Below are 17,083 nucleotides of genomic sequence, written 5' to 3'. Positions count from 1 at the left end.
TATTCTCTTACGTTAAAATGATGTAAATCGTTTTCAGATTAACCAGCCTTTGCACAGGCTGCCACAGAAAACGCCGATAATTAGAATTTAATGATAAACAGGGTGAGATATCAGTGAAAGACATGATCGTCAGCGAAAACCACATGATTCCCGCACCACCAGCGCAGGCGGCAGAATGATTCGTTTGGCGGGTTCGTCGTTGCCCTGTATGCGGCTGTAAAGTAACTCCCCTGCCTTACGACCAATCTCTTTCGCCGCCACCGATACGGTGGTCAATGCGGGCTGCACCAGAGCCGCTTCGGTAATATCATCGAAACCGACCAGCGCAAAATCACGTCCCGGCTCACGGCCCATCTTGCGTAAGCTTTGCATCACCCCCAGCGCCACAACATCCTGATAGCAAATCGCCGCACTGATGTGTGGATGCTCGAGAAGTAACGCCTCTGCCACGCGCGCGCCGTCGCTTTGGCTGGCGTGAGAGGTTCTGATCCAGGCAGGATTCGGCGTCACGCCGTACTCCAGCAGCTTGCTGGTAAAGCCCCCGATACGCTGCGCCCGAGAGCCCGAATTCTGGCTCCCTCCAATGAACGCAATGTGCCGATGGCCCATTCTGAGCAGATGCTCCGTCGCCATCTGCGTGCCTAAGAAGTTATCCGTTCCGACAAAATCAAAATCCGGATCGTTCAGCGGTCGCACAACCATGATAGCCGGAATATTGCGCCGCTTCAGACCCTCAAAAAAGGCCTGGGGCGTTTCCCGAGCCGCACACAGCACCATACCGCCGACGTTATTACGCATCAGTGAATCAACAAATTTTTGCTGTCGCTCTGCCGATTCCTCGCTATTCGCCAGAAAAAGCATCAGCTCGTGGCGCTCCATTTCATGACTTAGCCCTGCCGTCATCTCGCTGTAAAAAGGGTTGGTGATATCGTGCAAGAGCAGCCCGACCTGGTTACTGCTGCGGTTACGTAAATTGGCTGCCGTCTGGTTATAGACATAGCCGGATTCATCCAGCGCCTTAAGCACACGTTCGCGCGTGCTTTGCGAAATGCGGCCTTTGTTGCAGAGCACCATCGAGACCGTCGCCGTTGACACGCCGGCGCGTTTCGCGACATCGGCCAGTGTAATTCCCGTCATGTTGTCTCCTTCATCATCACTACAGGTTAATCGAATAACCTGTTTTTTGCATTTTTCCCTGTGAGACTCTTCACATTACCGCTGTTGTTCTGGATTCGATTCGCATTTATGGCGGGTTAATCGCGTTAACCACTCTTCTCAAATACGGTTAATCGAATAACCTTAAATAACGATTACGGAGGATACAATGACAACCTACGACAAATTCCCCACGGTGGCGATACAGGGTTTTGATGACAGCGCCTGGCAAGGCTGGGAAGCAATAACCCGCGTTCTTGAGTCACAAACCCAACAGCGCAGCCGCACGGTGCTGGTGATTGACTGCTATCCGGGCGTGCGCATGACCGAGCTTGAAGAGAACGTGCTGCCGCGTCTACGCCCGACGCTGGCGATCAATGCTGAACAGGCGCGACGGGATGAGTGTGCCATTCATGAGATGCTGACGCGCAACCTCACAGACGATCGCGTCTTTGGCGTTCTCTCCTGCCACCAGCTTGGAGAGTTTTTCGATCCCGCGCGTCTGGAGGCGTTGCAGGTTCAGGTGAACCAGTGTTCCGGGGGGCTGATTGTGATCTACGGACCCGGTGCGACGCTTGTCCATCCGGGTGATGTGCTGGTGTATGCCGATCTGCCGCGCTGGGAGATCCAGCAGCGTATGCGCCGGGGTGAGACTGGGAACTGGGGCGCAGATAATCAGCAGGAAGATATGCTTCGTCGCTACAAGCGCGCCTTTTTTGTCGAATGGCGCGTCTTCGATCGCCACAAAACGCCGCTGCTCAGGCGCACCGATTTTTTACTGGATACAACCCAGACGAACCAGCCCGCGATGGTCAGCGGCGAGGCCCTGCGAGCCGGGCTGAAGCAAACTACCACCCAGCCTTTCCGCGTGGCGCCCTTTTTCGATCCTGGCGTCTGGGGCGGCCAGTGGATGAAACAGCAATTCGATCTCGATCCCTCTGCACCCAATTACGCGTGGTGTTTTGACTGCGTGCCCGAGGAGAACAGCCTGTTACTGCGTTTTGGCGCAGTGCGGATCGAGATCCCCTCTCAGGATCTGGTTTTGCTTGAGCCCCGTGCTCTGCTGGGCGAGAAAGTTCACGCACGTTTCGGCGCGGAATTCCCGATCCGTTTTGACTTCCTCGACACCATGGGTGGCCAGAATCTGAGCTTCCAGGTCCACCCCATTACCGAGTACATCCAGCAGCAGTTTGGGATGCACTATACCCAGGATGAGAGTTATTACATTCTGGAAGCGGAGCCGGGTGCCGTCGTCTATCTGGGGACCAAAACCGGCACAGACCCTGAGGCCATGATGGACGATCTCAGGCGCGCGGGTCACGGTGAAAAACCGTTTGATGACGACCGCTTCGTTAATCAGATCCCGGCGAAAAAGCACGACCATTTCCTGATCCCGGCTGGGACGGTGCACTGCTCCGGCGCGGGAACCATGGTGCTGGAGATCAGCGCTACGCCGTATATTTTCACCTTCAAACTGTGGGACTGGGGCCGCCTGGGCCTGGACGGGCTGCCGCGCCCGGTACACCTGGAGCACGGTGAAAAGGTGATCGACTGGCAGCGCGACGCGCAGTGGGTTCATCAGCATCTGGTGAATCAGTTCGAACCTGTCGCGGAAGGAAACGGCTGGCGTGAAGAGCGTACTGGCCTGCACGAGCGTGAATTTATCGAAACCCGCCGCCACTGGTTTAGCGAACCCGTTTTGCACCACACCGGCGGCGGCGTGAACGTGCTGAATCTGGTAGAGGGCGACGAAGCAATTGTCGACAGCCCAACCGGTGCATTTGAGCCGTTTACCGTCCATTACGCCGAAACCTTCATCATTCCGGCAAGCGTAGGTGACTATCGCATTTCACCTTCAGCCCGTGCTTCCGGACACCCCCTCGCGACTATCAAAGCCTGGGTAAGGAGCTAACGATGATTCATTTTATTGTCGCCACTCATGGGCCGTTAGCCGCCGCGCTGCTGGAGAGCGGCCGGATGGTATACGGCGAGCTCCCCGGCATACACGCCATTTGTCTGACCGAACAGGCGGGAATAGAGGGCTTCCGGCAGGATTTCATCTCCACACTGGAAGCGGCAAGCGTCAACGCTGACGGCGTGCTGGTGCTGTGCGACATGCAAAGCGGCACGCCGTGGAACGTGGCCTGTGAGGCCGCGTTTAACCCATATACGCAGCCGCCGGTCGCCGTGGTGGCTGGAGTCAACTTCCCGATGCTGCTGCAAACCGATGAGGTGATGATGGCTCGCGATGTTCATCAGGCTGCCGGGCAGCTTATCGAAATTACTCTGCCGACGCTGGTACAGGCGAAACCGGCAGATACTGCACAGACAGACGATTTTTAAGGAGCCGCATATGAGTATTTCTTTTGTACGCATTGACGATCGCGTGATCCACGGGCAGCTCATTACACGCTGGGCCAGGGAGCTGCCCTGCGACGGCATCGTTGCCATTGACGATGCCGTTGCGGCCGATCCGCTGTTATCGTCGGTCATGAAAGGAGCCGTATCAGATACTAAAGTGTGGCTGTTCGATACGGCAACCGCGATCGAAAAACTGCCAAAAGTGATTGCCAGCGAAAAGCGCTATTTCGTGATTGGCAAATCTCCACTCACGCTACAGCGCATTGAGCAGGCGGGCATTAGCCTGAAAAACAGCAATGGAAAAATTAACGTGGGCCCGATGAGCGCCCGGGCTAACACGATCACCATCGGCCCGAATCAATCGGTAACCCAGGATGAAGCGGCGGCGTTCGAGTGGCTGACCGGGCAGGGACACGCGATTGAATTCCGCCTGGTTCCTGATGCCAGTTTTTATACCTGGCAGGATGCCAGACAAAAGCTGAAATAAGGAGCAGATCATGATTATCGAAGCGGCTTTAATTGGCCTGCTGTGTTATCTGGGCGCACTCAGTAGTCCGTGGCTTTTAGGGCTGACGGGCGGCTGGTATCTCATCTCCCGACCGCTCATTTCCGGGATGCTGGTTGGCCTGATCCTGGGCGATATCAAAACCGGGATTATGATTGGCGTAGCGGTGCAGGCGGTGTATATCGCAATGGTGACACCCGGCGGCTCGATGCCAGCAGATTTAAACTTTGTGGCTTATCCGGCCATTGCACTGGGAATACTTTCCGGCAAAGGACCTGAGGTTGCCGTCGCGCTGGCGGCGACTATTGGGATCGCCGGAACCATTCTCTTCAATGCGATGATGGTGCTGAACTCCTTCTGGAACCATCGTGCGGATGTGGCGCTGGAGAACGGCGACGAGCGCGGGATCTACCTCAACAGCGCCATCTGGCCGCAGGCGATGAATTTTGTGCTGCGCTTTGTGCCTACCTTTATCGCCGTCTTTTTTGGCGCACAGTACATTAGCGGGTTTATGGACAGCCTGCCGCACATCGTCCTCTCCACCATGAATGTGCTGGGCGGCATCTTGCCCGCCGTCGGTATTGCCATCCTGCTTAAGCAGATCATCAAAAGCTATACCATGCTCATCTACTTTCTGGTGGGCTTCGTTTGCATCGTTTTCCTGAAACTCAATATGGTCGCGCTGGTGATCGTGGGCGCCCTGCTGGCACTGATTCATTACAACTATAAACCCGAGGCACCGCAGGCCGTGGCTTCAGCACCTGTCCCTGACGACGAGGATGAATTCTGATGGAAGAACGTAAACTCAGCCGCAAGGATCTGCGCCGCTGCTGGCGAGCGTGGATGATGCACAACCTCTCCTCAATGAGCTTTGAACGCCTTGAATCCTTCGGCTTTTGCCTGAGCATGCTGCCGGTCGCAAAAAAGCTCTATCCCGACCCGGTACAACGTACCGAGATGCTGCGCCGTCACGCGTCGTTCTACAACACGGAGCCACAGATTGGCGCGATCGTTAACGGTATGGCGCTGGGGCTGGAGGAGAAAAAAGCCAACGGCGAGCCGATTGACGGTGAAACCATAAATACCCTGAAGGTAGGCCTGATGGGGCCAATTGCCGGGATCGGCGATTCGATGATCCCCGGCATGCTGATCCCGATCCTGCTTAGCATTGGGATGGCGCTGGCGGCAGGCGGAAATATCCTCGGTCCACTGTTTTATACCGTTGCCTGGCTGGCCATCATTATCCCTGGCTCCTGGTTCCTGTTTCTCAAAGGCTACCAGATGGGATCAGGCTCCGTGGAGATGCTGGTCAGCAGCAAATCTACCCGGCTACGGGAAGCGCTCTCGCTACTGGGCGTATTTGTCATGGGCGGCGTGGCGGCCAGCTACGTGAAGCTCGGCACCGGGCTGGAGTTCATCACCCGGGACGGGGTTAACATTCACGTTCAGCAGATGCTGGACGGTATTTTCCCGCAGCTGCTTCCGCTGGCGGTGGTGCTGGGGACCTGGTATCTGATGGCAAAACGCGGCGTGTCGCCGGTAAAAGCCATGATATTGCTGCTTATACTGGCAGCGCTTGGCGTGGCGTCCGGGTTGTTTGCAGGATAAGAAAACCGGGGCAATGCCCCGGCTTCTTTATGGATGGAAGTTATTCCACAGTTCTGCGACTTTATCCGGACGCGAAATAAACTGGAACCGTGCGGGGTCATCAATAAACTGCTGATAAACAGGCGCATCAGTAATGCCAAATTCCGGATAACTTCTCGGCGTAATCATCTGCAAGCGCCCTGGTCTGTAGTGACTGTTATGCTGCCAGACAATATGATTACCCTGAACTAAGGGATACCAGGCCAGACCTTTTCGTGCACGAACGGCCTCATACTCAAAGCCATATTCCCGATCGCACCACGCACCAAACGTCAGCGGCTCATTGGGCGAGGCCGAAATCGTCGCATGGCCCCATCCGGGAGGGACCAGTACCTTTTCACCCGGCCCCGCGAGTACCGCAAAACATCGTCCCGGATCGTCGTCCACATACTCCTGCATGTAGATAATCGCTTTACCCTGCCAGATTTCGTACAGCTCAGGGGGCGACCATCCGCTGTGCTGGCTAATACGGTGAACATGTCCCTGGCTGCGGACCGGCTCATCGCCAAGCGTGCCTGCCGCGTAGGTGACCACACCAAAAAGCAGCATGCGTTTTTCGAGCTCCGGCCTGTCCGCCAGACGCGCCACGTCCATCGCGATGGCATACACCTGTTCAGGCCCTTCGCAGTCCGGATTGCGCAGCGACGGGCGGATCTGATCCAGTGTTCTGATCTCCGGCATCGGCCCGGTAACATCCTCTCCGTAGCAAAAACCGAGCGGCTGACGAGTGATGGTCATATCAAGGCCATAGTTAGCCATGGCGCACCTCGTAACCTTCCCCGGAGGCAAAGATCCGCAGGGTGAAGCCCTCTGCCAGCGCCGCATAGTCGTGTCCCGCAATGCTCGGCCAGACGGCAAGGGAGGATAGCGTCTCGTTGCCAGTGTTAATCAAACGATGCGCTGTAAAAGGAGGAATAATATGCACGGAGCCAGCCGTCACCTGCTCAAGCCGCGCGTCGCCCGCCTCCGTTTGCAGCAGCAACAAGCCACATCCGCGCAGGCCAAAATAGACCTCGCCCTGTTCGCGGCGCTGATGAAAATGACCGCGAGTCATAAAGAACTCATCGCCCACGTTACCCGCACGCAGGTGAGTTACCCCAACGAAGAGTGCCCCTTCCCCTACGGGCGAGCCCAGTACGTCTACGTCATACACACTTTTTTGAGGATTGCCGCACTTCCACGCCTCGCCGTCTGCGAAGATCCCAGGAAGATCCGCAAGACGAGTCGTTTTGCGGATAAGCGGCCCGCCGGCTAGCGCGCCGGTAGCCCACGTCAACTGAGGTGGCAAAAAGATGTCTGAATTCATATCGCTCTCCGGCCCGAGGAGAACAGCAATATCATGATGGCAGATTAAACGATTAACCTAGTGATAAAAGCGTCAATATTGATGGTGAATCACAGTTAACCAGAAACAAAAATGCCGGAGGCTTTCGCCACCGGCATTTTGAAGATTGAGAGGACATTATTCCACTTCGCGGGCGTCGATTCGCAGCTCTTTCGGCACTTCGAAGACAATGTTCTCTTCACGGCCTTCCAGCGGCACCGCTTCGCCACCGCCCAGCTCTTGCAGGCGGGCAATGACGTTTTGAACCAGGATATCCGGCGCTGAAGCGCCTGCGGTAACACCGACGCAGGCCGCGTTTTTCACCCACGCTTCCTGAATGTCCGTTGCGTCGTCGATCAGGAACGCCGCTTTCCCCATACGCTGCGCCAGTTCGGCCAGACGGTTGGAGTTAGAGGAGTTTTTCGAGCCGACCACCAGCACCACGTCCGCCTGTTCAGCCAGCGCGCGCACGGCTTCCTGACGGTTGGTGGTTGCATAACAAATATCATCTTTGCGCGGCCCGACGATTTTCGGGAAGCGCTGGCGCAGGGCGTCAATCACGTCTGAGGTGTCGTCTACGGAAAGCGTCGTCTGGGTCATAAACGACAGACGGGCTTCGTTTTTCACGTCCAGGGTAAACACATCTTCCGGTGATTCGACCAGGTACATGCCCCCTTCCGGGTTGCTGTACTGGCCCATGGTGCCTTCAACTTCCGGGTGACCGGCGTGACCAATCAGAATTGACTCTTCACCACGACGGCTGGCGCGCGCCACTTCCATATGCACTTTTGTCACTAACGGACAGGTGGCATCGAATACGGTCAGATCGCGGCTTTTCGCCTCGTTGCGTACCGCCTGAGAGACGCCGTGCGCGGAGAAGATGAGGATTGCGCCGTCCGGCACTTCGCTGATCTGCTCGATAAAAATCGCACCGCGCTCGCGCAGGCTGTCGACCACGTAACGGTTGTGCACCACTTCGTGACGCACGTAAATCGGCGCGCCGTAAATCTCCAGCGCGTTTTCAACAATGCTGATAGCGCGGTCTACACCGGCGCAGAAGCCGCGCGGGTTAGCCAACAGGATCTGCATTTTACTCCTCCAGTGCCGGATCGATCTCCAGCACTTCGACATCAAAATGAACGGTACGCCCGGCAAGCGGATGGTTGAAATCGACGGTGATAGAATCGCCGTTGATTTCTCGGATCACGCCAGGCATTTCGCTGCCGTCCATAGCGGTAAAGAGCATAATCGCCCCGATTTCTGGTTCACCCGCATCCATAAACTCACGACGCGAGAAATACTGGATCAGGTCCGGGCTTGGCACGCCAAATGCCGCATCCGGCTCCAGCGAAAACGCTTTTTTCTCGCCCTCTTTCAGACCCAGAAGCTGCTGCTCAAGGCCTTCAGACAGGGAGGTGTCACCCAGACGAAACAGCGCCGGTTTGCCATTGTTGCGGGTGGATTCGGCCGTGGAGCCGTCATCCAGCTTCAGCGTGAAATGAACGAGAACCGCGCTGTTGCTCTGTACGGATTTAGACATGCAAATTGCTCGCTTGTTTTGGGTCACCTGTTGCCCGGTGGCGCTACGCTTACCGGGCCTACGGAGGCCACAAATTCTGTAGGCCGGGATCGCTACGCGTCACCCGGCTGGTTTTGTTACGCCTGCTCTTTCGCGGCCGATTTAGGCAAGAAGCCTTCCAGCACGATTAACGCCGCACCAACGCATATTGCGCTATCGGCGAGGTTAAAGGTCGCGAAGTGCCAGTCGCCGACGTAGAAATCGATCATATCGACCACAAAGCCGTGCCACAGGCGGTCAAACAGGTTACCCAGCGCGCCGCCAATGATCAGCGCGTAGGCGATGTTATTCAGCTTTTGCGTGGCCTTTGAGCGGTACATCAGCACCGCCAGCACGACGCAGATACCGATAGCGATACCCGCGAAGAACCAGCGCTGCCAGCCACCGCTGTCGGCAAGGAAACTAAACGCCGCACCATAGTTGCGGGCATAGTGCAGGTTAAGCGACGGAAACAGCGGGACCGTATCCCCCAGAGCGAAATTCTGGAGGATCAGGAACTTGCTGCCCAAATCAATAATCAGCACCACCACCACCAGCCACAGCCAGCGCAGTCCTGTTGAACAGAGAGTTTTACTCATCAGGCAAACTTACGTTTTTCGCCGTCACCGGCGACGTTGCTTACACAGCGTCCGCAGATGTCTGCGTGTTCCGCCACCTGACCGACATCAGTGGTGTAATGCCAGCAACGCGGGCATTTTTCACCGTCGGCTTTGCTCAGTGCGACCTTCAGTCCTTTGAGCAGTTCACTCTGCTGAGCATCAGCAGTAGCTTCGGCATAATCCGCAACTTTCGCACCGGAGGTCAACAGGACAAATCGTAATTCATCGCCCAGCGCGGTCAGCTTCGCGGCCAGCTCAGGCTCTGCGTACAGGGTCACCGTCGCTTCCAGAGAGCCACCGACTTTCTTGTCAGCGCGCGCCTGCTCGATAACCTTGTTCACTTCGCCACGCACTTTCAGCAGCTCGTCCCAGTAGGCATCGTTCATTGCTTCAGTGCTGGAGAGGTCGAACAGACCTTCGTACCACTCGCCGGTGAAGACATACTTCTCGCGGTCACCCGGCAGGTAACCCCAGATTTCATCCGCGGTGAAGGACATGATCGGCGCCATCCAGCGTACCAGCGCCTCTGCGATGTGGAACAGCGCAGTCTGGCAACTACGACGCGCCACGCTGTCCGCTTTCGCGGTGTACTGGCGGTCTTTGATGATGTCGAGGTAGAACGAGCCCATCTCGATGGAGCAGAAGCGCATCAGGCGCTGCACCACTTCGTGGAAGTCGTAAGACTCATAGGCTTTAAGAATATCTTCCTGCGCCGCTTTCGCGCAGCCTACCGCCCAGCGATCGAGCACAACCATCTCTTCCGGCTTCACCATGTCTTTCACCGGATCGAACCCGTTCAGGTTCGCCAGCAGGAAGCGCGCGGTGTTACGAATACGACGATAGCTGTCAGCAGCACGTTTCAGGATCTCATCAGAGACCGCCATTTCGCCGGTGTAGTCGGTAGAGGCCACCCACAGACGCAGAATGTCCGCGCCCAGTTTGTTCATCACGTCCTGCGGAGAAACGGTGTTACCGATAGATTTGGACATCTTACGGCCCTGACCATCCACGGTGAAGCCGTGGGTCAATACCTGGCGGTAAGGTGCTTTACCCTTCATGGCGGTGGAGATCATCAGCGATGACATGAACCAGCCGCGGTGTTGGTCAGACCCTTCCAGATACATATCGGCAGCGTGACCAGCAAACTCCGGACGCACGTCAACCACGGAGGAGTGGGTAGACCCGGAGTCGAACCACACGTCCAGGGTATCCGGCACTTTCTCGTAGCTGTCTGCGTCAGCGCCCAGGATGTCGTGGGCGTCGAGATCCCACCACGCCTGAATGCCGTCAACTTCGACGCGCTTCGCCACTTCTTCCATCAGTTCCAGAGTGTTCGGGTGCAGCTCCTGCGTCTCTTTATGTACGAACAGAGACATCGGCACGCCCCAGGTGCGCTGACGGGAGATACACCAGTCAGGACGGTTAGCCACCATGGATTCGATCCGCGCCTGGCCCCAGTCAGGGATCCACTGCACGCCTTTGATCTCTTTCAGAGACTGCGCACGCAGGCCTTTCTGGTCCATGCTGATAAACCACTGCGGGGTTGCACGGAAGATGATCGGGGTCTTGTGACGCCAGCAGCACGGATAGCTGTGCTGCATTTTCTCAACGTGCAGCAGCGCGCCGCTGGTGCGCAGCATGTCAACGATGATGTCGTTAGCTTTAAAGACGTTGATGCCGTCCAACGCCGGGTACGTGCCTGGCAGGTAAGAGCCGTCCGGACCAACCGGGTTAGCGATTTCCAGACCATATTTCAGGCTGATGTTGTAGTCGTCAGGACCGTGGCCACCGGCGGTATGCACCGCACCGGTACCCGCGTCCAGCGTGACGTGGTCGCCCAGGATCGCCGGAACGTCGAAGTCCAGGAACGGGTGTTTGAAGCGCATCAGTTCCAGCGCGTCACCTTTTACGGTGCCCAGCACGGTGTAATCGGTGATGTTCGCGCGTTTCAGCACGCTTTCGACCAGGTCTTTCGCCAGGATAACCGCACGGCCATCAATCTGCACCAGCGCATACTCAAACTCGCCAGAGAGGGAGATCGCGCGGTTAGCAGGCAGCGTCCACGGGGTGGTGGTCCAGATCACCAGAGAGATCGGGCCGCTTACGCCAGGCAGACCAAATTTAGCTTTGATCGCATCCTGATCGACCGCTTCGAAGGCCACGTCGATAGAAGGCGAGGTTTTGTCGTAATACTCCACTTCCGCTTCTGCCAGCGCAGAGCGGCAGTCGACGCACCAGTGCACCGGCTTCGCGCCTTTGTGCAGGTGACCGTTGCCGATGATTTTACCCAGCGCACGGATGATGTTGGCTTCGGTTTTGAAGTCCATGGTCAGGTACGGGTGCGACCAGTCGCCCAATACGCCCAGACGGATAAAGTCAGCGCGCTGACCGTCAACCTGGGTGGCAGCGTATTCGCGGCATTTCGCGCGGAATTCTGCGGCGGTGAACTTCTCACCCGGCTTACCGTACTCTTGCTCAACTTTCAGCTCGATTGGCAGACCATGGCAGTCCCAGCCCGGAACGTAAGGCGAGTCATACCCCGCGAGTCCTTTGGACTTCACGATAATGTCTTTAAGAATCTTGTTTACAGAGTGACCAATATGAATGCTGCCATTCGCATATGGAGGGCCATCATGCAGAATGAAGGTTTTTTTGCCTTTTTTGGCTGCACGAATGATGCCGTACAGGTCATCATCGGTCCAACGCGCCAGCATTCCCGGTTCACGCTTGGCGAGATCGCCGCGCATCGGGAACCCTGTTTCCGGCAAATTCAGGGTTGATTTATAGTCACTCATCAGATTCTCGGTTCCGTATTTATCACGTAGGCAGTTAAGCCGGTTCTAAAGCCCAAAAAACTCGCGGGCCGTTAATTCATCTCGCGCGATTTGCGCCTTAAGTTCATCCAGCGAAGCGAATCGCTGTTCATTGCGTATTTTTTTACGCAGTATCACATCTATATGGCGACCATACAGGTCCATTACAACGTCCAGCAGGTGTACTTCTAACTGTTGACGCACACCGGCAACCGTTGGACGTGTGCCAATGTTGGCGACGCCGTAGAAAGGCTTCTCGCCCAGTCCTGCCACTTCCACCGCATAGACCCCTTTAACCGGGGAGACCTGACGACGCAGCGGTATATTCGCCGTCGGGAAACCTATCGTGCGGCCCAGCGCATCGCCATGGACCACGCGACCTGAAATTGTGAACGGGTGACCCAGCAGCGTTTCTGCCGTGTCCAGTTCATCGTTCGCCAGCGCCTGACGTACCGCCGTGCTGCTGACGCGCACGCCGCCCTCACAGAAGGTCATCGTGCTGGTGACGTCAAACCCGTACTCCAGGCCAGCCTTCTGTAATAACAAGAAATCGCCCTGACGACCAGCGCCAAAGCGGAAATCATCGCCCACGGCGAGAAACTGCACGCCAAGCTGCCTGACCAACAGGTCGCTGACAAAATTTTGTGCGGTCAGCGCGGCAAAACGACGGTCGAACCGTACGCACAGGACGTAGTCCACCCCTGACTCCGCCAGGTAGCGTAACTTCTCACGCAGACGCGTCAGCCGCGCGGGGGATTTCTCGCCTGCAAACAGCTCCAGCGGCTGAGGCTCGAAAATCATCACCACGACGGGCAGGCCTCGCGCCTCGCCTTCTTTACGCAATCCCTGCAACAGCGCCTGATGCCCACGATGCACGCCGTCGAAATTACCAATGGTCAGCACGCACCCGTGCGGGGCTTGACTGAGATTATGTATGCCGCGTATCAGCTTCATGACTGGCTCAAAACAGTGAAAATCGCCAAAGTATACCTTGTACAGCGGTTAAGGTTAACCGGCGATTGTTCACGCTAAACAGAAAGCCGTATGATTTCATCACGCTGACCTTTCGCAGCAAAAAAATCTGTCCGCGAACTGCGATTTTTACGCCGAAAAGCTGTATTCACGAACGACAAGCTGGTAGAATCCTGCGCCATCACTACGTAACGTAGCGTCGCCACATTAACGGCGCTTATTTGCACAAATCCATTGACAAAAGAAGGTATAGAGGGCATATTCCTCGGCCTTTGAATTGTCCACATAGATCATATTTGGGAGTTGGACCTTGGCTAATATCAAATCAGCTAAGAAACGTGCCGTTCAGTCTGAAAAGGCTCGTAAGCACAATGCAAGCCGTCGCTCTATGATGCGTACTTTCATCAAGAAAGTATACGCAGCTATCGAAGCTGGCGACAAAGCTGCAGCGCAGAACGCATTTAACGAAATGCAACCAATCGTGGATCGTCAGGCTGCTAAAGGTCTGATCCACAAAAACAAAGCAGCGCGTCATAAAGCAAACCTGACCGCGCAGATCAACAAACTGGCTTAATCGCCACTTGTTGTTGCTTGTTTGAAAGAACCCGCTTAACGCGGGTTTTTTTATGTCTTCAGATTACCGGCGGCGTAAACAGCGCCGAATAGTCGCGATTGCAGATTCGCTGCACCGCCGGGTGCTGAATCATCCTTTCGGCGAATATGGCGTGATACTCTTCCATCACGTTATCCACCCTGCCGATCTCGGTTATTTTGTCGTCTGAATAGAGATCGTGCGCGTACAGCGTCGGAGCAACGAAGATAGCGTTATGCGCTTCGCCAAAGGCTTTCATCAGCGCCGCATCGTCGAACTCACCGAGAATTTCTACGTTCAGCCCCTGCGAGTTAAACCAGTTCAGCAGCTTCCGTCCGAGCATGGACCTCCGACCCGGCACCAGCAAGCGGCGCTCTTCCAGGCAGGCAGGAAACGGTTTTTCCGGTGGCGGATTGATGCACCAGAAACTGACGCCGCATTCGCCAATTTTCACCGAGAACAAGCCTTCCTGCTGCGTGGAATCGATAGGGCAATCCGAAATAATCATATCCAGCTTATGCTGGCTCAGCTGTTCCAGCAGCATCTCGTGAGTGGACTCAAAGCAGCGTAAATGGATCTGTTCATCTTCCACCACCGCCGCATCCAGCACGCCACTCACCAGCCGTTTGGACAGCGCATCCGCCACCCCCACGTCAAAAAGCAGGTTAGACTCTTTGCGGTAATTGACGATATCCAGCATCTCCTGGCTCAGGGTGAACATTTTATCCGCATAGCGGAACACCAGCTCGCCCAACTCACTGGGCTCAATCCCACGGCCCTTGCGCTTGAACAACTTGCCCTGTAACCGCTCTTCCAGGGCTTTGATTTGCCCGGTAATGGTTTGTGGCGTCAGGTAAAGCGCTTCTGCCGCCCCCACGACCGAGCCCTGTTTATAAACGTGCCAGAAGTAATAAAGATGGTTGTAATTCAAATGAGACATCGCGTGTTCTCTCCCTGAGTGTGTATCGGGAGAAGGAGCCCCCTCCTCCCGGTTTTCCGTTATGCCTGGACAGCCTGTCCGGACAATTTCACCTTCAACAAGGTATAACCAATGACTGCGGCCAGTAATGACCCGATGAGAATGCCGAGTTTTGCCCAGACGATAAGCTCAGGCGCGTTTGCGCCAAACGCCAGCGTCGAGATAAAGATCGACATGGTGAATCCAATACCGCACAGCACGCCGACGGCCATAATCTGGCTAAAGGTGGTTCCGTTTGGCAATGACGCCAGCTTCAGCTTCAGCGCCAGCCAGCAGAACAGGCTGATACCCAGCGGCTTACCGATAAACAGACCGGCGATGATACCCAGCGGCAGCACGGAGGTGAGTCCGTCCAGGGTAACCCCGGCCAGGGAAACACCCGCGTTGGCAAACGCAAACAGCGGCAGGATCATAAAGCCCACCCACGGATGAAGCACATGCTCCAGCTGTCTGGCAGGCGATTTGCCGTCCTGCTCCTTCAGCGGAACAAAGAAGCCAACGATGACGCCCGCCAGCGTGGCATGCACGCCAGACTTCAGCACCGCCGTCCACAGCACCATGCCCACCAGAATATAAATACCCGTACGTCGGACGTTGAAGACGTTCAGCAACGCCAGCACCGCAATAGCCACGGCCGCCACGCTCAGCGACAGAACCGACAGATCGCTGGTGTAGAACAGCGCGATAATCACGATAGCGCCCAGATCATCGATAATCGCCAGCGCCATCAGGAAAATTTTCAGTGCTACCGGGACGCGGCTACCGAGCAAGGCTAAGACCCCGAGCGCAAACGCGATATCCGTTGCGGCCGGGATCGCCCAGCCGTCACGCGCAACCGGATCCTGCCACGCAAACGCGAGAAAGAGCAACGCCGGAACGATCATCCCGCCAAACGCCGCGATCACCGGAAACGCCGCGCGCTGACGGCTGGCAAGCGAACCGATCACCAGCTCACGTTTAACCTCCAGACCCACCAGCAGGAAGAACACCGCCATCAGCGCATCGTTGATCCACAGCAGCATGTTCTTGTTAATTTCCAGCGCCCCGACTTTCAGCTCGACGGGCGTTTCCAGAAATGCGTGATAGAAATCGCGCGTCATGCCCATATTGGCGAGCAGCATAGCGGCCGCAGCAGCAATAATCAGGATGACGCCGCCGGATGCCTCACTGCTAAAGAAACGGTGTAGTAATTTCACGTTTAAACTCTCTTTTACAACAATACCTCGGTAAAACCATAATATCAGCGCAAACAGATCGGTAAAAACAGATTAATATTGGGTATATATTCAGTTTAACCGAGGAATAACGCTATAAACAAAAAGCCCGGAATTGCTTCCGGGCTTTAAAGGATAGTAACCAGCTGGCGGGTTAGCGGGTTAAATCGTCGAAGAATTTTTTGACGCCATCGAAGAAGCTTTTGGAGCGCGGGCTGTTTTTCTCACCCGTCGGGCCGCCAAAACTCTCCTGAAGCTCTTTCAGCAGCTGTTTCTGCTTATCGTTCAGGCCGACCGGCGTTTCCACGACCACGCGGCATAACAGGTCACCCTGCGCGCCACCGCGAACGGATTTAACGCCTTTGCCGCGCATGCGGAACAGCTTCCCGGTCTGGGTTTCGCCGGGGATTTTCAGGTTAACGCGACCGTCCAGCGTCGGCACTTCGATTTCGCCACCCAGCGCCGCCATCGCAAAGTTGATCGGCACTTCACAGTACAGGTTGTTACCTTCACGCTCGAAGATGGCGTGCTGCTTCACCTGAACCTGAACGTACAGATCGCCTGCCGGTGCGCCGTGCTCGCCGGCTTCACCCTCACCTGCCAGACGGATGCGGTCGCCCGTATCCACGCCTGCCGGGATCTTAACGGACAGCGTTTTGGTTTTCTCCACGCGACCGTGACCGTGGCATTTGGTGCACGGATCTTTAATCAGCGTACCGCGACCATGACAGTGCGGACAGGCCTGCTGCACCGCGAAGAAGCCCTGGCGCATCTGCACCTGACCGGAACCGTGACAGGTTGGGCAGGTCTGTGGCTGAGTCCCCGCTTTCGCGCCGCTGCCGTGGCAAACGTCACACTCTTCCAGCGTCGGAATACGGATCTCTTTGGTGACGCCGCGAACCGCTTCTTCAAGCGTCAGCTCCATGTTGTAGCGCAGGTCTGCGCCGCGCGCCGCGCGCTGACGACCACGTCCGCCGCCGAAGATATCGCCAAATACATCACCAAAGATATCGCTGAAATCAGCGCCGCCGCCGAAGCCGCCGCCACCAAATCCACCGCCGCCCATGCCGCCCTGTTCAAAGGCCGCGTGACCGTACTGATCATAGGCCGCACGTTTTTGTGCATCGGTCAGGACTTCGTAGGCTTCTTTAATCTCTTTAAATTTGGCTTCAGCCTCTTTGTCACCCTGATTACGGTCAGGGTGGAATTTCATGGCCAGGCGCTTATACGCCTTTTTGATTTCACGCTCTTCCGCAGTTTTCGGAACGCCTAAAATCTCGTAATAGTCTTGCTTTGCCATTGGTTTTTTTAAGCCCCTTAACATGCGAGCACGGGCGTGGAGA

17 protein-coding genes and 1 pseudogene are annotated in these 17,083 nt (G+C 56.1%); 6 read left to right on the top strand and 12 right to left on the bottom strand.

Annotation, left to right across the window (positions count from 1 at the left end):
• Window positions 1-129: 129 nt before the first annotated feature.
• The gene (locus O1721_RS07205; protein ID WP_015572642.1) at window positions 130-1,137 is read right to left on the bottom strand and encodes a LacI family DNA-binding transcriptional regulator; all 1,008 of its coding nucleotides are present in this window, start codon (window positions 1,135-1,137) and stop codon (window positions 130-132) included.
• Window positions 1,138-1,324: 187 nt separating this feature from the next.
• Between O1721_RS07205 and O1721_RS07200 the strand changes: the two genes are divergently transcribed.
• From O1721_RS07200 to O1721_RS07180, 5 genes are read left to right on the top strand one after another with little or no spacing between them, the layout of a single operon-like run.
• Entirely contained in the window at window positions 1,325-3,067 is a 1,743-nt protein-coding gene (locus tag O1721_RS07200) for a class I mannose-6-phosphate isomerase (RefSeq protein WP_032647204.1), read from the top strand.
• Window positions 3,068-3,069: 2 nt separating this feature from the next.
• Complete coding sequence (locus tag O1721_RS07195; protein ID WP_015572640.1) at window positions 3,070-3,498, top strand: PTS sugar transporter subunit IIA; 429 nt, start codon at window positions 3,070-3,072, stop codon at window positions 3,496-3,498.
• 10 nt (window positions 3,499-3,508) lie between these two features.
• A complete protein-coding gene (locus O1721_RS07190; RefSeq protein WP_015572639.1) occupies window positions 3,509-4,003 on the top strand; it encodes a PTS sugar transporter subunit IIB in 495 nt (164 codons plus the stop codon).
• Window positions 4,004-4,013: 10 nt separating this feature from the next.
• Window positions 4,014-4,811 (top strand): PTS mannose/fructose/sorbose/N-acetylgalactosamine transporter subunit IIC, encoded by a 798-nt coding sequence (locus O1721_RS07185; RefSeq protein ID WP_015572638.1) that lies wholly within the window; start codon window positions 4,014-4,016, stop codon window positions 4,809-4,811.
• On the top strand, window positions 4,811-5,629 hold the full coding sequence (locus tag O1721_RS07180; protein WP_032647200.1) for a PTS system mannose/fructose/sorbose family transporter subunit IID: 819 nt from the start codon (window positions 4,811-4,813) through the stop codon (window positions 5,627-5,629). Before O1721_RS07185 ends, O1721_RS07180 begins: the two co-directional genes overlap by 1 nt.
• A 27-nt stretch (window positions 5,630-5,656) precedes the next feature.
• On the opposite strand, the gene O1721_RS07175 is transcribed toward O1721_RS07180, so the two are convergent.
• The 8 genes and pseudogenes from O1721_RS07175 to O1721_RS07140 all read right to left on the bottom strand — a co-directional run.
• A complete protein-coding gene (locus O1721_RS07175) occupies window positions 5,657-6,427 on the bottom strand; it encodes a glucose-6-phosphate isomerase family protein (RefSeq protein ID WP_015572636.1) in 771 nt (256 codons plus the stop codon).
• Window positions 6,420-6,974: a glucose-6-phosphate isomerase family protein gene (locus O1721_RS07170; RefSeq protein WP_017383813.1), complete on the bottom strand. Its 555-nt coding sequence runs from the start codon at window positions 6,972-6,974 to the stop codon at window positions 6,420-6,422. The genes O1721_RS07175 and O1721_RS07170 overlap by 8 nt, the downstream gene beginning before the upstream one ends.
• Before the next feature lie 156 nt (window positions 6,975-7,130).
• The gene (ispH, locus tag O1721_RS07165; RefSeq protein ID WP_017383814.1) at window positions 7,131-8,081 is read right to left on the bottom strand and encodes a 4-hydroxy-3-methylbut-2-enyl diphosphate reductase; all 951 of its coding nucleotides are present in this window, start codon (window positions 8,079-8,081) and stop codon (window positions 7,131-7,133) included.
• A 1-nt stretch (window position 8,082) separates the two neighbouring features.
• Window positions 8,083-8,532 (bottom strand): FKBP-type peptidyl-prolyl cis-trans isomerase, encoded by a 450-nt coding sequence (gene fkpB, locus O1721_RS07160; protein WP_015572634.1) that lies wholly within the window; start codon window positions 8,530-8,532, stop codon window positions 8,083-8,085.
• A 116-nt stretch (window positions 8,533-8,648) separates the two neighbouring features.
• On the bottom strand, window positions 8,649-9,149 hold the full coding sequence (gene lspA, locus O1721_RS07155; protein WP_017694540.1) for a signal peptidase II: 501 nt from the start codon (window positions 9,147-9,149) through the stop codon (window positions 8,649-8,651).
• On the bottom strand, window positions 9,149-11,965 hold the full coding sequence (ileS, locus tag O1721_RS07150) for an isoleucine--tRNA ligase (RefSeq protein ID WP_032647194.1): 2,817 nt from the start codon (window positions 11,963-11,965) through the stop codon (window positions 9,149-9,151). Before ileS ends, lspA begins: the two co-directional genes overlap by 1 nt.
• A 45-nt stretch (window positions 11,966-12,010) precedes the next feature.
• Window positions 12,011-12,937, bottom strand: a complete 927-nt coding sequence (gene ribF, locus O1721_RS07145; protein ID WP_003856456.1) for a bifunctional riboflavin kinase/FAD synthetase — start codon at window positions 12,935-12,937, stop codon at window positions 12,011-12,013.
• Window positions 12,938-12,944: 7 nt separating this feature from the next.
• Window positions 12,945-13,150 (bottom strand): annotated as a pseudogene (locus tag O1721_RS07140) (DUF2575 domain-containing protein); the annotation flags it as partial.
• A 115-nt stretch (window positions 13,151-13,265) separates the two neighbouring features.
• Here O1721_RS07140 and rpsT point away from each other — a divergent pair.
• Complete coding sequence (rpsT, locus tag O1721_RS07135) at window positions 13,266-13,529, top strand: 30S ribosomal protein S20 (RefSeq protein WP_003856458.1); 264 nt, start codon at window positions 13,266-13,268, stop codon at window positions 13,527-13,529.
• Window positions 13,530-13,587: 58 nt separating this feature from the next.
• Here rpsT and nhaR read toward each other — a convergent pair whose 3' ends face one another.
• The 3 genes from nhaR to dnaJ form a co-directional block, all read right to left on the bottom strand.
• Window positions 13,588-14,487: a transcriptional activator NhaR gene (gene nhaR / locus O1721_RS07130; RefSeq protein ID WP_017694543.1), complete on the bottom strand. Its 900-nt coding sequence runs from the start codon at window positions 14,485-14,487 to the stop codon at window positions 13,588-13,590.
• Window positions 14,488-14,546: 59 nt separating this feature from the next.
• Window positions 14,547-15,722, bottom strand: a complete 1,176-nt coding sequence (gene nhaA, locus O1721_RS07125) for a Na+/H+ antiporter NhaA (protein ID WP_032647192.1) — start codon at window positions 15,720-15,722, stop codon at window positions 14,547-14,549.
• A 172-nt stretch (window positions 15,723-15,894) separates the two neighbouring features.
• Window positions 15,895-17,040 carry a molecular chaperone DnaJ gene (gene dnaJ / locus O1721_RS07120; protein WP_014830600.1) on the bottom strand — a complete coding sequence of 382 codons (1,146 nt, stop codon included), beginning with the start codon at window positions 17,038-17,040 and terminating at the stop codon, window positions 15,895-15,897.
• Window positions 17,041-17,083: the final 43 nt, after the last annotated feature.

The sequence above is a fragment of the Enterobacter cloacae complex sp. HYC033_NIDB genome, assembly GCF_056673335.1.
The sequence above is the reverse complement of the archived record's forward strand: the minus strand, read 5'-3'. Positions and strand labels throughout refer to the sequence as shown.

Bases quoted from the DNA above. Each gene is read 5' to 3' on its own strand.
- O1721_RS07205 (WP_015572642.1), bottom strand. From the start codon at position 1,137: ATGACGGGAATTACACTGGCCGATGTCGCGAAACGCGCCGGCGTGTCA.
- O1721_RS07200 (WP_032647204.1), top strand. From the start codon at position 1,325: ATGACAACCTACGACAAATTCCCCACGGTGGCGATACAGGGTTTTGAT.
- O1721_RS07195 (WP_015572640.1), top strand. From the start codon at position 3,070: ATGATTCATTTTATTGTCGCCACTCATGGGCCGTTAGCCGCCGCGCTG.
- O1721_RS07190 (WP_015572639.1), top strand. From the start codon at position 3,509: ATGAGTATTTCTTTTGTACGCATTGACGATCGCGTGATCCACGGGCAG.
- O1721_RS07185 (WP_015572638.1), top strand. From the start codon at position 4,014: ATGATTATCGAAGCGGCTTTAATTGGCCTGCTGTGTTATCTGGGCGCA.
- O1721_RS07180 (WP_032647200.1), top strand. From the start codon at position 4,811: ATGGAAGAACGTAAACTCAGCCGCAAGGATCTGCGCCGCTGCTGGCGA.
- O1721_RS07175 (WP_015572636.1), bottom strand. From the start codon at position 6,427: ATGGCTAACTATGGCCTTGATATGACCATCACTCGTCAGCCGCTCGGT.
- O1721_RS07170 (WP_017383813.1), bottom strand. From the start codon at position 6,974: ATGAATTCAGACATCTTTTTGCCACCTCAGTTGACGTGGGCTACCGGC.
- ispH (WP_017383814.1), bottom strand. From the start codon at position 8,081: ATGCAGATCCTGTTGGCTAACCCGCGCGGCTTCTGCGCCGGTGTAGAC.
- fkpB (WP_015572634.1), bottom strand. From the start codon at position 8,532: ATGTCTAAATCCGTACAGAGCAACAGCGCGGTTCTCGTTCATTTCACG.
- lspA (WP_017694540.1), bottom strand. From the start codon at position 9,149: ATGAGTAAAACTCTCTGTTCAACAGGACTGCGCTGGCTGTGGCTGGTG.
- ileS (WP_032647194.1), bottom strand. From the start codon at position 11,965: ATGAGTGACTATAAATCAACCCTGAATTTGCCGGAAACAGGGTTCCCG.
- ribF (WP_003856456.1), bottom strand. From the start codon at position 12,937: ATGAAGCTGATACGCGGCATACATAATCTCAGTCAAGCCCCGCACGGG.
- nhaR (WP_017694543.1), bottom strand. From the start codon at position 14,487: ATGTCTCATTTGAATTACAACCATCTTTATTACTTCTGGCACGTTTAT.
- dnaJ (WP_014830600.1), bottom strand. From the start codon at position 17,040: ATGGCAAAGCAAGACTATTACGAGATTTTAGGCGTTCCGAAAACTGCG.